Origin of the sequence: Planctomyces sp. SH-PL62, from assembly GCF_001610895.1 — a bacterium.
Classification (GTDB): domain Bacteria; phylum Planctomycetota; class Planctomycetia; order Isosphaerales; family Isosphaeraceae; genus Paludisphaera.
The window spans coordinates 2,905,621-2,919,005 of the sequence record NZ_CP011273.1 but is presented as its reverse complement, the minus strand read 5'-3'; the positions used below and the strand labels follow the sequence as shown (position 1 = coordinate 2,919,005).

The following is a 13,385-nucleotide window of genomic DNA, read 5'->3' as shown; positions in this document are numbered from 1 at the left end:
GCGCCGGGACGCCCCCCCCTTCCCACGTGGCCTAGAATAAGGTTCGGCCGCGTGGTGGGGGAGGGAAACGTCGGTCGCGCCTTCGCCGGGCGGGGCTCGCGGTTTATAATTTGCGGAGGTTTCCCAGTCGGGACGACCCGTCGGAAACGCCGCGGCAAGAGAGGAAGTCGATGAACCGCCCGTCTTATCGCGTCACGGAACTGCTCGGCGACGGCATCGGGGCCGAACTCTCGGAGGCGGTCCACCGCCTGGCCGGGGCGCTCCCGGTGCACCTGGAGTTCGTGCCGGTCGACCTTCGGGTCGAGAACCGTCGCGCCCGCGGCAAGGCGATCTACGACGAGGCGGTCGAGAAGATCCTCGACACCAAGGTCGCCCTGAAGCACCCGACGGCCACCACCGAGGAGAGCCCCAACGCGGTGCTCCGCCGCCGGCTGGACCTCTCGGTCATCCACCGGCCCGTCTACACGATCCCCGGCGTGCCGACCAACTTCCGCCGCGAGCTCGACCTCGACATCGTCCGGATCGCCACCGGCGGCACCTACGACGACCCCGGCCGGATGATCGGCGAGGACGGCGCGGTGAGCCTGCGGATCGTCGAGCGGCGGCCCGTCCGCGAGGCGGCCCGCTACGCGTTCAACCTGGCGCGGAAGACGAGCAAGTCGGTCACCAGCTCGTCCAAGTACACGATCCAGAAGGCGACCGACGGCCTCTTCGAGAAGGTCGCCGACGAGGTGGCCGGCCAGTTCCCCGAGGTGCCGCACTCGGTCGAACTGTTCGACGCCCTGCTCGGCAAGGTCATCATGGCGCCGCAGAAGTTCCAGATCGTCCTGGTCCTCAACGAGTACGGCGACTTCCTCTCGGACATGGCGTGCGGCCTGGCCGGCTCGCTGGGCATCGGCGCGAGCGCGAACCTGGCGTTCGACGCCTCGGCCGTCGTCCGCACGGCCCTGTTCGACGCCGCCCACGGCACCGCGCCGGACATCGCCGGCAAGCAGCTGGCCAACCCCACGGCCATCTTCCTGGCCTTCTCGATGCTGCTCTACCAGCTCGGCGAAATCAGCCTGGGCCAGGCGGTGAAGAACGCCACGCTCGACCTCCTCCGCGAGGGGGTGCGCACGCCCGACCTGGGGGGGACGGAATCGACCTCGTCGTTCACCGAGGCCGTCGCCGAGGCGGTCGCCCGGCGCGTCGCGGAGAAGTCCCGGCCGCAATCGGCCGAACCGGCCGGCTGACCCTGTCCGGGCCGCCCGGCCTGGCTCACGAGGCGAGGACGCCGGCGCACCGACGCCTCATCATCAGGTCCGCCACCGGGAGCGGACGGCCCAGGTGGAACCCCTGCACCAGGTCGCACCCCCAGTCGCGGAGGAGGTCCAGGGTGGCCTCGTTCTCGACCCCCTCGGCGACGACCCGGAGGCCCAGGTTGTGGCCCAGGTCGATCACCGAGCGGACGATGCAGGCGTCTCGCCGGCTGACGGCCATGTCCACCACGAACGAACGGTCGACCTTGACCTCGTCGACCGGGAGTTCTTTCAGGTAGCCCAGCGAGGAGTAGCCGGTGCCGAAGTCGTCGATGGCGATCCGCACCCCCAGCTCGTGAAGCTCCCGGAGCACGGCCTTCGCCCGCGCCGGGTTCCGCATCATGGCTCCCTCGGTGACCTCGATGGTCAGGCGGCCGGGGACCATGCCGTGGCGATCGAGGAGCTCGATGATCGAGGCGGTCAGGCCTGGTTCCTGGAGGTTGTCCGGGGCGATGTTCACGGCGATCGCCAGCGGGACGCCCGATTCGGCCAGGGTGCGGCCGTCGCGAAGGGCCCGGTCCAGGACCCAGAGGCTCAGGGGCCGGATCAGCCCGGTATCCTCGGCCAGCGGGACGAAGGCCTCGGCGGTCAGGATCCCCTCGCGGGGGTGCCGCCAGCGGACCAGGGCCTCGGCGCCGGCGTCCTCCATGGTCTTCAGGTCGATCTTCGGCTGGTAATGGAGGAGGAGCTGGTCCTCCTCGACGGCCCGCCGCAGCTCGCCGATCAGCCTCAGCCGGCGGGGATTGCACTGGTCCTGCTCGGGGTGGTAGACGGCGCAGCCCGAGTGGCCGCGCTTGGCGGCGTACATGGCGATGTCGGCCACCCGCATCAGCGTGGCCACGTCGCGGCCGTGGTCGGGGAAGAGGGCCACGCCGATGCTCGCGTCCACCTCGAACCTCTGGCCGTCGACGTAGAACGGGCGTTCCAGGCTGGCGAGGATGGCCTCGGCGGTCGCCGCCGCCTCGTCAGGGCCCGCGCCGTCCAGGAGGACCCCGAACTCGTCGCCGCCGAGCCGGGCGACCAGGCCGGGGCCGGTCACCGCGCCGTCGAGCCGCGGCTTCAGCCCTCGCAGCACGGCGTCGCCGTGTTCGTGGCCGAAGGCGTCGTTGATCTCCTTGAATCGGTCGAGGTCCAGCAGCAGCAGTGCGAACCGCTCGCGGGCGGGTCCGGCCGCGGTGAACGACTCCAGCGTCGCTTGCAGCATGTGTCGGTTCGGCATGCCGGTCAGGGCGTCGTGGTTGGCGCGATGGGTGATCCGCTCCTCGACGAGCTTGAGGCTGGTGACGTCGACGCAGCCGCCGATCGAGTACGATGGGCGGCCCTCCTCGTCGAGGAAGATGCGGCCCTTGCCGCTGAGCCAGCGGACGCCGCCGTCGGGGAGCAGGGCCCGGAACTCCATCGGCGTCTCGGCCCCCAGGATCCGGCCCTCCTCGATCGCCGCCATCAGCGCGGGGCGATCGTCGGGATGGATCCGCCCTATGGCGTCCTCGAACGTCTTCGGGAAGTCCGGCGGGGCCTCGAAGAGGGCTCGCAACTGGTCGTCCCACTCCACCTGGCCGGTCGCGAAGTCCCAGCGATAGGTCCCCGTCCCGGACGCGGCCATCGCGGCGGCGTGGCGCTGCCGGCTCTCCCGCAGCTCCTTCTCGACGGCCTTCCGGTCGGAGACGTCGACGTGGACCCCCATCCACTCGCGCAGCGTGCCGTCGGGGGCGAGGATGGGGACCCCGCGGACGCACATGTCGCGGTAGACCCCGTCGCGCCGGCGGATCCGATGCTCCACCCGATAGACGTCGCGCTCCCGCAGGGCCTTCGACCAGGCGCGCAGGGTCTCCTCGCGGTCGTCGGGGTGGACGACGTGGAGCCAGCCCCGGCCCCGCAGCTCCTCGAAGGTCTGGCCGGTGAACTCGCTCCATCCGGGCTGTTCGGACTCGAACTCGCCCGACTCCGGCGCGCTCCAGACGATCGCCGCGGTCGCCTCGACGAGCGAGCGATAGCGCTCCTCCCCCAACCGCAGCGCCTCCTCGGCCCGCTTCCGCTCGGTGATGTCGGTCGAGATCCCGCACAGGGCGTAGGCCCGCCCGTCGTGGTCGAAGAGCGGCTCCTTCACCGAGACGTAGACGCGAGGCCCCCCCGGGTCCGGGACCGGGATGACTTCCTCGATCTCGATCGCCGCGCCAGACTCCATGACGCGGGAGTCGTTGGCCCGAATGACCTCCGCCGTCTCCGGTTCATAAAGATCGTGGTCCGTCTTCCCCAGGAAATTCCGGGCGCTGACCCCCAGCATCGCCTCGAACTGGCGGTTGATGAAGACGTACCGCCCCTCCAGATCCTTCACGTACACGATCGCCTTGGAATTTTCGAGGATCGTCCGCGACAGGACGCTCCGACACAGCCAGGACGGCGTATCCTCTTTCACATCTGGAGCTTTCACATCCGCCGCCCGCCCCCAGATCAGGCCGGTGGTCAGGTCGGGCGGGAACGTCGCGCCTCCCCCGCCCCGGAGGTGGGGCCCCGAGAAAGAACTGAGGTTCCGCTCGCGCTCGAAGCCGAATCGCCTCGACATATGGCCTATCCTTCCCGATCAGCGACATCAGGGGGCCGAGGCGCGACCGCCTCCCGGACGATGGTCCGAGCCAGACCTCTTGATCTCACAAAACGACCAGACTCCCTGGAGAGACACTAGGTCGCATCCGGAGCGATCGCCGCGACGCCCGAAAAATCGCTGCAACGCGTCGATCCCTCACGAGATAGGGGCCGTCGGGACGCTTCGTTACACCCCCGCCCCCGCCCACTCCCGAATCCGGTCGACGAGGCGGGCGGCGAGATCGGGCCCGGGCTCCAGGGTCTCGACCGGACGGCCGGGACGGACGAGGTGGAGGGTGTGGCGGCCGGCCCGGACTTGCTCCAGGTCGTTGGCGACGGTCACGTCGGCCCGGTTGATCAGGCAGGCGTCCTGCGCGCGTCGGATCAGCTCCGGGAGGGGCTCGCCGGAGAGGAGCTTGAAGCCGACCAGGAAGACCGACGGCGCCCAGTCGCGGACCGACCGGATCACCTTGGACGTCCGCCGCAGCGGGATCGCCAAGTCGTCGAACTGGGAGCTGATCTTGCCGAGGCGGGGAACGGGCTCGTAGTCCGAGACGGCCATGGGGAGGAAGGCGACGTCGATCGCCTCGGTCGTCAGCACCGCGCGGAGCGCCGCGGCGTACTCGTCGACCGTGCCGGCGGCCAGGGGACGGAGGTGGAGCCGATCGCGGCGATCGCGCCAGCGGTCCCGGAGCCGATCGAGCCGCTCCCGTTCGGCGTCCGGATCGGCGTCGAGGTCGCAGCGGGCCGACCGCAGCAGCGGGAGCTCGGCGAGCGGGGCGTGGAGGTGCCAGACCTCGTCGCCGCGGTCGAGGCAGGCCTCGGTGATCGCGGCGGCCGTCCTCCCCGTCGAGACGTTCGTGATCACGCGCACGTCGTCGATGGGCGCGGACGTCCCGCCTCCGGTCACGACCACCTTCATGAAGACCCGGCTCCTCTCCCGCCCCTTGCACGCCCCGTCCGGCCTGAGCTACGCTCGCCGGAAACGAAATCGAAACGGCGACGCCGGGCCTCGGGCCCGCTCGTCCCGCCCCCCGGCGTCCCTATCATTCGAGCAGGCCGACATGACAGCCGACAGCCACTCCTCCCGACCCGCCGACCCCGCCGCCCGCGAGCTGTTCGAGGAGATGAGCCGCTGGCCGATCTTCGACCCGCACTCGCACATCAACCCGCATCGGCCCGCGGCCCGCGACCTCGACGAGGTCCTAGGATACCATTATTACACCGAGCTGGCCCATTCCGCCGGCATGCCCGCCGAGGCCGTCGCCCCGGAACTCCCCCCCCGCGTCCGGGCCGAGAACCTGGCCCGCCACCTCGCGACGCTCGACAACACCGTCCAGTACTCCTGGCTGATCGAGATCGCCCGGACCTTCCACGGCTTCGCCCCCGACCGCCTCGGCCCGGAGACGATCGGCGGGCTCTACGACGCGGCCCTCCGCGATGGCGAGGACGGCGAAGCCTGGGACCGTCGCGTCTGGGAACGCAGCAACCTGGAGGCCGTCTTCCTGACCAACGAGTTCGACGACCCCCTCGAAGGCTGGGACGTGGACCGCTACGTCCCCTGCCTCCGCACCGACGACCTGGTCCTGAAGCTCCACGAGCCGACGACCGTCGCCCGGCTGAAAAAGACCACCGGGATCGACGTCGGCGACGCCGCCGGGCTCCGCGAGGCGATCGTCAAGCTGTTCGAACGGTTCGTCGCCAGGGGGGCGCGGGCCTGCGCGATCAGCCTCCCCCCCGATTTCGCCCCCCGGAAGGCCGCGTTCAAGCGGGCCGTCACGCCGATCCGACGGGCCCTGCAAGGCCTGGAGCTGCGCCCCGACGAGCACGAGGAGGTCCGCGCCACCGTCTTCTGGACGCTGGCCGAATGCTGCGCCGAGTTCCGGCTCCCCTTCGACCTCATGATCGGCCCGATCCGCAACGTCTACCCGGCGGGAGTGGCCGGGGGCCGCGACCTCTTCGACCGCCGGGTCAGCCTGCACGAGTACCGCGAGCTGTTCAACCACTTCGCCGGGGTGACGTTCCCGGTCTCCACGCTCTCGCCCGACGCCGGCGCCGAACTGGTGGCCTACTCCTGGATCTTCCCGAACGTCCTGCCGATGGGCCATTGGTGGTACTCGAACGTGCCGACGTTCATCGCCGCCGACCTCAAGGCCCGGCTCCAGGCGGTCCCCAAGGTGAAGCTCCTGGGCTACTACTCGGACGCCTACAAGCTGGAGTTCATCCTGCCGAAATTCAACATGTACCGGCGGATCCTGGCCGAGACCCTGGCCGAGGAGGGGATCGCCGGCCGGGGCTGGTCGTCTGAGCGGGCGATCGAGGTCGCTAAACTCGTCCTCGTCGACAATCCACGACGCGTCTTCGCCCCAAGGGCCTGAAGCCGCTTCCGGGCGATTTGACCGGCCGGAGAACGGAGGGCATCCTTGAGGTTGTCGGCCGCGCGCCGACCGCACGTCGACGATCCATGCGACGATCCTGGCGCCCGAGACGACCCTTTCGTCGGCCCCCTCGCCGATCGAACTTGAGGATAGACCCCATGCGGCTCGTACACCCGGTGTTCCGGTACCCGGCGCTCCTGCTCGCCACTCTGGCGTCGGGCGCCATCCAGCCCGCGAGGGCCCAGAACGAAGCCCCGCCCGTCCAGCGGCCCGAGAACGCGCCGGTGGGCCCGGGCCAGAACGTCGAGTTCCCCGACGACCCCTCGCTCCACCCCTTCCTCTCGCTGGAGGAGATCCCCCCGGTCGCGGAGGGACTCCGCGGGGGGCTGCGGATCACGCCCGAGATGATCGACACCGCCAAGCTGATCACCGAGCCCGGCGAGCGGGGCCGGATCCTCCTGCAGATCGCCCGGGGCGCCATCCTCAGCAATCAGCTCACGTTGGCCAACCGGGCCGTCGAGGCGGCCTCCCGGGCCGCGACCGACGAGCCGAACGAGCTGATCCACGACCAGCTCGTCATCTCGATCGTCACCGTGTCCGGCCTCCTCTCCGACTCCGTGATCCGAGAGGCCAAGCCCCAGATCTCCCTGTTCCCCGGCGAGGCGGGCGACGGCAAGACCCCCGCGCGGATGCCGGCCGACGTCGCCATCCGCCTGGCCCGCCTCGAATGGCGGCGGGCGGTCCACATGGCCGGACGGATCCGCAACCCGACCTACCGGAGCGAATACCTCGACCGCGCCATCGAAAACATGGCCGCCGGCAGCGCGATGATCTCGATGGAATACGCCCAGCCCCGGAGCGAACGCACGGTCAAGGCCACCGAGGAAGAGCTCGCCGCCTTCGCCGCCCAGGCCGACGAGATCCTCGTCGAAGGGGCCGAGTTGGCCCAGAAGATCGAGCGGCCGATCTGGAAGAACCGGGCGATGGAGCGGCTCGCCATCGCCGCCGGCGAGTCCGGCCAGGACGAGCGGGCCACCGAGATCGCCAACCGGATCCGCAACGCCGAGGCCCGCGCCCGCGCCCTCGTCCTGGTCGCCGAGTTCCAGGCCCGCAAGGGCCGCAACGACGACGCCACCCGCAGCTTCAACCTCGCCGCCGAGGCCGTCGCCTCGATCGAGCAGCGCGGGCTTCGCGGCGTCCTCACCGGCATCCTGGTCGACAGCCTGGTCTCCACCGGCCGCTTCGAGGACGCCCGCGCCAGCCTGGCGCTCTACGCGTCCGACGCCGAGCGGTTCGTCGCCATGGGCGCCATCGCCGAGTCGTTCGGCGTCCGCCGCATGCGCGACGAGGCCCGCGAATGGATCCAGACCGACGTCCCCGCCGAGTACCGCTCGACCCTCTTCCGCCGCCTTAACAACGGCCTCCTCCGCGCCATCTCCGAGGATCGCGCCCGCGAGTTCCAGGACCGCGACTCCCCGGCGGCCGGCCGCGTCGACTGACCGTCGATCGGACCGCTCGGAACCCGACGTCCATCCGCGAAGGCCCGGATTTCCTCCGGGCCTTCGCCATGCGCGGACCGACCGCCGCCCCGTCGCGCCGAGCCGTTCAGGCCCCGACTCGGGCGACGAAACACTTGAGGTAGTCGGTCTCCGGACAAGCCGCGGAGACCGGGTGGTCGGGCCCCTGGCCGCGCTGTTCGAGGATCTGGATGGGGCGGCGGGCCTGGCCGGCGACGTCGGCCAGCACGTCGCGGAAGGTCGAGCGATCGACGAGCCCCGAGCAGGAGCAGGTGGCGAGCAAGCCGCCGGGGGCCAGGACGCCGACCGCCGCGCGGTTGAGCCGGGCGTACGCTCCGAGCGCGGGAGCCAGGTCGCGGGCGTGCCCGGCGTACTTGGGAGGGTCGCACACCACCACGTCGAACCGCTCCCCCGCGGCGTGCAGGCGTTCCAGGACCTTCGGCACGTCCCCTTGCTCGAACTCGACGTTCGCCACGCCGTTGAGCCGCGCGTTCTCGCGAGCCGTCGCCAGCGCGGGGGCCGAGCTGTCGACGGCCAGCACGCTCGCCGCGCCGCCGTGGCGGGCCGCGTTGAGGGCGAACCCGCCGGTGAAGCTGAACAGGTCGAGCACGCGCCGGCCCTCGCAGTATCGGGCGACGGCCCGGCGGTTCTCTCGCTGGTCGCAGTAGAAGCCGGTCTTCTGGCCGTGGAGCAGGTCGACCTGGAAGGACAGGCCGTTCTCGACGACCGTCTCGGGACCGTCCGAAAGCTCGCCGACGATCAGGACGTCGCTGGCGTCGAGCCCTTCCTCGCGGGCCACCGCGCGGTCGGGACGGGCGAGGAGCCCCTCGGCCCCGGTGAGGTCGCGGAGGGCGGCCAGGATGACGTCCCGGCGGCGATGCAGCGCCAGGCTGGAAAACAGGACGACCAGCCGACGGCCGTAGCGGTCGACGGTCAGTCCCGAGAGGCCGTCCCCCTCGCTGAAGACGAGCCGATAGGCGGCGTCCTCGGCGTCGAGCTTCAGCACGTCGCGACGGAGCCCGACGGCCGATTCCAGCCGGGACCTCCAGAACGCGGCGTCCAGCGGCGCGTCGTCCCAGCGGTAGAGCCGCACCCGGATGGCGCTCGACGGGTTGAACAGCCCGCGCGCCACGAACGCCCCCTCGTGGCTGACGACCACGACCTCGTCGCCCGGCTCCGGCGAGCCCTCGACGCGCGCGATCGACTGGGCGAAGACCCAGGGATGCCCCGCGAACAGCGGCCGGACCCGCTTCGGCTTGACGACCACCCTCACCGGCGACGAAGACGACGGCGAAGCCGTGGTCATGACCCCTCGGTGGCGCGACTGGCCGACTCGAACTCGGCGAGGTAGGCCAGCGTCCGTTCGAGCTGGTTCTCCAGGTGGCTCACCCGCAGCAGGCTGCGGATGCGGCAGAGCAACTCGACCTTGTTGACGGGCTTGGTCAGGAAGTCGTCGGTCCCGGCCTGCACCCCGCGCTCGAAGTCGGACGCCTCGTTAAGCGCCGTGACCATCAGGATGAGGAGGTCCTTGGTCTCGGGGATGGTCCGCAGCTTGCGGCAGACCTCGAACCCGGAGAGCCTCGGCATCATGACGTCGAGCAGCAGGAGGTCGGGCTTGAACTCCTCGACCACCTGCAACGTCTCCTCGCCGTCGCGCGCCGTGCGGATCTCGCAATCGACGTCCCCCAGATAGGCTTCCAGGAGCTCGACGTTCTGGGGGTTGTCGTCGGCGATCACGATTTTGGGGCGGGCTTTCTGATCTTCCAAGGCTGAACCTCGCAGAGGGATCCCCAGACCGTCGCCGAGGCCGAACCGCCGACTCGACCGAGGGAAACGTCGCATCGCGGCGCGACGACTCCCGAACATTATATCGGCCGACGGCCGTCCCGAAAACGACCGCCCCCCGAACCTCCCGTCGGCGTCCACGCTCCGATTCCGACTAGGCGGCCGATTCTACCAGATCGCCCCGATTCCAGAAGCCGAAACGCGGCCGCGCGACGGGCGTCCCCGTCGCTCCCGCGGTTGGTTCAGGCCAGGCCGGCGAGCCGGCGGACGGTCTCCCAGGCGTACTGGGGGGTCTGGGTCGTGCCGTGCTCCATGCCGATGGCGCCGGAGTAGCCGAGCTGGCGGAGGCGGTTGAAGACGAACCGGTAATCGAGTTCGCCGGTGCCGGGCTCCTTGCGGCCGGGGACTGCGCCGACCTCGACGAAGTGGATATGGCCGGCCTGGAGGCCCTCGGTGAGCATCGATGTGACGTTGCCCTCGCCGAGTTGGCGGTGGTAGATGTCGAAATCGACCTTCACGCGGGGATGGCCGGCCTCGGCGGCGAAGTCGAAGGCGTCGCGGGCGGTGATCATGGCCATCTGGGGCGACTCGACGCGGTTGAGCGGTTCGAGCGTGAGATAAACCCCGTACTTCTCGGCGATCGGCCCGGCCTTCTTCAGGCCGGCGATGATCTGGGCGCGCTGGGTCTCCCAGGGAATCTCGGGCTGGATGCGTCCGACGAAGGTGATGAGGTTCTCGGCGCCGAATCGCCTGGCGGCCGCGCAGGCTCCTTCGAAGTCCTCGAGGAAGGCGGCCTCCTCGCCGGATTTGGTCAGCCCGGTGGACCAGCCGGTCTTCGGCGCGCCGGTCATGCTCACGCAGGTCAGGCCGTGCTTGTGCTGGGCCTCCAGCATGGCGTCGAGGTCCTTGCCGACGTAATCCCAGAAGCCGTAATGCTTCGCGCCGCAGCCGGCCACCTCGGCGATCCGTTGCGCATGGGGCATCCCACCGGGGAACATGATCTCGATGTTCATGGCGAGCGTGTAGCGAGGCGGCGGCAGGTCCTCGTCCAGGACCTCCGCGCGAACCTCGGCCGCCCCCCTCGAAGAACGCAGAAGCATCGAGGCCGTCGCTACGGCCCCCGTCGCCAAAAATCGCCGCCTCGTCCCGTGCATGAGTCGCCTCGCCGTTATCGACCACCACCAAAGACCGGTCGGCGGCCTCGCGAGCGGGCTGCCCTAATGGTCCCTAGTAGAATCCCCCCGGACCGACGATGCAACGACCGCCCCCCCCCTCCCGCCAGGGCCGGCGCACACGACGGCGAGACACTCCTCACTTAACACCACCACCTCGAGGGGGACGAGAGACGGCGATCAGGGTGCCACGGGTTCTCCGAACCCGTGGATCGGCGTCGGGCCGCTCCCGAGCCGTCGTCCCAATCTCCGGCCGGTCCACGGGTTCGCGGAACCCGTGCCACACGAAGGTCTTCCCCAGGAACTCGGTGGAGTCGAGTGAGGAGTCTCGACGGCCTCTGTCGCGTCGGCCGACCGGGAGTGGACCGCTGAATTCACAGCCAGACGCTGCGGTCGAGCGAGCGGTAGCCGACGGCTTCGGCGATGTGCTGGGGCTGGATCTCGTCGGAGGCTTCGAGGTCGGCGATGGTGCGGGCGACGCGCAGCACCTTGTCGTAGGCGCGGGCGGAGAGGCCGAGTTCTTCCATCGCGGCCTTGAGGATGCTCATGGCTTCGGGCTTGAGCTTGCAGTGTTTGCGGAGCTGGCGCGGGGTCATCCGGCCGTTGACCAGGGTCCCCTCGGTGACGAAGCGTTTGGCCTGGCGGGCGCGGGCCTCCAGGACCTGCTCGCGGATCTGGGCCGAGGTCGCACCCGGCGGCATCTCGGCGAGCTGGGTGAAGGGGACCGCCGGGACCTCGACGTGCAGGTCGATCCGGTCGAGCAGCGGGCCGGAGATCCGGCTCAGGTACTTCTCGACCTGCGGCGGGGAGCACGAGCACGACCGCCTCGGGTCGCTCCGGTAACCGCAGGGGCACGGGTTCATGGCGGCGACCAGGATGAAGTCGGCCGGGAACGTGGCGCTGTTCATCGCCCGGCTGATGGTGACGTGGCCTTCCTCCAGCGGCTGGCGGAGGACTTCCAGCGTCTTGCGGTTGAACTCGGGCATCTCGTCGAGGAACAGGACCCCCTTGTGGGACATGGAAATCTGTCCCGGCTGGGGCGGGTTGCCGCCGCCGACGAGGCCGGCGTCGCTGACCGAGTGGTGGGGCGTGCAGAAGGGGCGGACGGCCATCAGGGCCTGCCCCGGCTGAAGCCTTCCCATCGAGCTGTAGATCCGCGTCGTCTCCAGGCTCTCGGCGGGCGTGAGAGGGGGGAGGATCGTCGGCAGCCGCTTGGCCAGGAGCGTCTTCCCCGAGCCCGGCGGGCCGATCATCAGGACGTTGTGATTTCCCGACGCGGCGATCAGCAGGGCACGCTTGGCGTAGTCCTGCCCCTTCACGTCGACGAAGTCCTCGTCCATGTGGGAGCATCGCGAGAAGATCGCGTCCAGGTCCACGGACTCCGGGTCCATGTCGAGCTGGCCCGAGAGGAAGCCGACGGCCTCGGCCAGGCTGCCGACGGGGTAGACGTCGATCCCCTCGACCACGGCCGCCTCGGCGGCGTTGGCCCTGGGGACCACGACGCCGTCGCGGCCCTCGGCGGAGGCCCGGAGGACCATCGAGAGGACCCCCTTGATCGGCCGGGTCTCCCCCGTCAGGGCCAGCTCGCCCATCACCGCGAAGTCCCCCGGCCGGTCCAGCGAAACCTGCCCGCTCCCCGCCAGGATGCCGAGCGCGATCGGCAGGTCGAAGCCCCCCGCGTCCTTCTTGAGATCGGCCGGCGCCAGGTTGATCACGACGCGATCCGCCGGCCGCTGATAGCCGGAGTTCACCAGGGCCCGCTCGACCCGGTGGGTGCTCTCCTTGACGGCGACCTCCGCCAGGCCGACGAGCACCGTCTTGGGCATCGACGCCGGCGATACGTCGACCTCCACCTCCACCGGGGCGGCGTCGATCCCGACGAGCGTATACGAAAAGAGCTTGGCGAGCATGGTTCCCGATCGTATCGACTTCGACCCTGGCTCTCTTGCGGCGTCCCCATTCAGGTCGACCCTAGTACACGTTACAGCGCCATGCGAAGAGGTGGAAGTCGACGCCGATCTCATCTTCCAGGCGGCGCCATGATCTCCCCCTCCATCGCGCCCCGGGGTTTCTTCGGGCGAGCGTGCCGACGACGAAGCCCGACGACGCCCAGTCCGGCTCCGAGTCCCAACAGGACGACCGAGGAAGGCTCGGGCACGACGGTGATGAAGTAGGTTTGAGTATTGGAGAACGGACCATAGATCGGCGGCGTCCCTGACCCGGCGCCGCCGAAATCGAGTTGATAGGTTCCGGGGGCCAGCGGAGCGAGGGCCACCCAGTAGCCGTCCGAGACCGATTCATACGTCCCTTCGTCCACTCCATAGATGTTGTCGGCCGGGAAGGTGAGGGGAAAGGTTCCGGGGGGGGAGAGCTGGCGAAAATCGAGGAGGCTGGCGACCCCCGGCGGGAGCGCCACGTCGACGCCGTCGATCCGCACGAAAAGCCCGCTCGCCGTCCCGATCGTGTCCGCCGCATCCTGCCGGACCGCGGCTTCGTCCGCCCCGAAAAACGGGAATCGGCGACACGACGGGGATGATCGGGATGAAGAGGGTTTGGCCCGGAAGGATCGCGACCGAGCGAGGACTCGAATCGCCAAGGTTGCCGGCGAGGAAGAATACGCCGGGGTGGGGGGCCGGGGCCTGATCCGCACCG

At 70.1% G+C, this 13,385-nt stretch carries 10 protein-coding genes; 3 read left to right on the top strand and 7 right to left on the bottom strand.

What is annotated here, in order from left to right; all coding sequences use genetic code 11:
- The first annotated feature begins 170 nt into the window (after positions 1-170).
- Positions 171-1,232: an isocitrate/isopropylmalate family dehydrogenase gene (locus VT85_RS11280; RefSeq protein WP_068414786.1), complete on the top strand. Its 1,062-nt coding sequence runs from the start codon at positions 171-173 to the stop codon at positions 1,230-1,232.
- A 25-nt stretch (positions 1,233-1,257) separates the two neighbouring features.
- Here VT85_RS11280 and VT85_RS11275 read toward each other — a convergent pair whose 3' ends face one another.
- Both VT85_RS11275 and VT85_RS11270 read right to left on the bottom strand, forming a co-directional pair.
- Positions 1,258-3,861, bottom strand: a complete 2,604-nt coding sequence (locus tag VT85_RS11275) for an EAL domain-containing protein (RefSeq protein ID WP_068414783.1) — start codon at positions 3,859-3,861, stop codon at positions 1,258-1,260.
- 207 nt (positions 3,862-4,068) lie between these two features.
- Positions 4,069-4,803: a phosphopantothenoylcysteine decarboxylase gene (locus tag VT85_RS11270; protein WP_068414780.1), complete on the bottom strand. Its 735-nt coding sequence runs from the start codon at positions 4,801-4,803 to the stop codon at positions 4,069-4,071.
- A gap of 142 nt (positions 4,804-4,945) precedes the next feature.
- On the opposite strand from VT85_RS11270, the gene VT85_RS11265 reads away from it, so the two are divergent.
- Complete coding sequence (locus VT85_RS11265) at positions 4,946-6,259, top strand: glucuronate isomerase (protein WP_068421834.1); 1,314 nt, start codon at positions 4,946-4,948, stop codon at positions 6,257-6,259.
- 158 nt (positions 6,260-6,417) lie between these two features.
- Positions 6,418-7,758 (top strand): hypothetical protein, encoded by a 1,341-nt coding sequence (locus VT85_RS11260; RefSeq protein WP_068414778.1) that lies wholly within the window; start codon positions 6,418-6,420, stop codon positions 7,756-7,758.
- Between the two features lie 106 nt (positions 7,759-7,864).
- Here the strand turns inward: VT85_RS11260 and VT85_RS11255 are convergent, their stop codons facing one another.
- The 5 genes from VT85_RS11255 to VT85_RS11235 form a co-directional block, all read right to left on the bottom strand.
- Complete coding sequence (locus VT85_RS11255) at positions 7,865-9,082, bottom strand: class I SAM-dependent rRNA methyltransferase (protein WP_068414775.1); 1,218 nt, start codon at positions 9,080-9,082, stop codon at positions 7,865-7,867.
- Complete coding sequence (locus tag VT85_RS11250) at positions 9,079-9,543, bottom strand: response regulator (RefSeq protein ID WP_068414773.1); 465 nt, start codon at positions 9,541-9,543, stop codon at positions 9,079-9,081. The genes VT85_RS11255 and VT85_RS11250 overlap by 4 nt, the downstream gene beginning before the upstream one ends.
- Before the next feature lie 260 nt (positions 9,544-9,803).
- The gene (locus VT85_RS11245; protein ID WP_197491223.1) at positions 9,804-10,661 is read right to left on the bottom strand and encodes a TIM barrel protein; all 858 of its coding nucleotides are present in this window, start codon (positions 10,659-10,661) and stop codon (positions 9,804-9,806) included.
- Between the two features lie 446 nt (positions 10,662-11,107).
- The gene (locus VT85_RS11240; protein WP_068414767.1) at positions 11,108-12,643 is read right to left on the bottom strand and encodes a YifB family Mg chelatase-like AAA ATPase; all 1,536 of its coding nucleotides are present in this window, start codon (positions 12,641-12,643) and stop codon (positions 11,108-11,110) included.
- A gap of 110 nt (positions 12,644-12,753) precedes the next feature.
- Positions 12,754-13,170: a PEP-CTERM sorting domain-containing protein gene (locus VT85_RS11235; protein WP_068414764.1), complete on the bottom strand. Its 417-nt coding sequence runs from the start codon at positions 13,168-13,170 to the stop codon at positions 12,754-12,756.
- Positions 13,171-13,385 lie beyond the last annotated feature (215 nt).

Coding starts and splice junctions, on each gene's coding strand:
- VT85_RS11260 (WP_068414778.1), top strand. CDS start 6,418: ATGCGGCTCGTACACCCGGTGTTCCGGTACCCGGCGCTCCTGCTCGCC.
- VT85_RS11270 (WP_068414780.1), bottom strand. CDS start 4,803: ATGAAGGTGGTCGTGACCGGAGGCGGGACGTCCGCGCCCATCGACGAC.
- VT85_RS11280 (WP_068414786.1), top strand. CDS start 171: ATGAACCGCCCGTCTTATCGCGTCACGGAACTGCTCGGCGACGGCATC.
- VT85_RS11240 (WP_068414767.1), bottom strand. CDS start 12,643: ATGCTCGCCAAGCTCTTTTCGTATACGCTCGTCGGGATCGACGCCGCC.
- VT85_RS11255 (WP_068414775.1), bottom strand. CDS start 9,082: ATGACCACGGCTTCGCCGTCGTCTTCGTCGCCGGTGAGGGTGGTCGTC.
- VT85_RS11245 (WP_197491223.1), bottom strand. CDS start 10,661: ATGCTTCTGCGTTCTTCGAGGGGGGCGGCCGAGGTTCGCGCGGAGGTC.
- VT85_RS11275 (WP_068414783.1), bottom strand. CDS start 3,861: ATGTCGAGGCGATTCGGCTTCGAGCGCGAGCGGAACCTCAGTTCTTTC.
- VT85_RS11265 (WP_068421834.1), top strand. CDS start 4,946: ATGACAGCCGACAGCCACTCCTCCCGACCCGCCGACCCCGCCGCCCGC.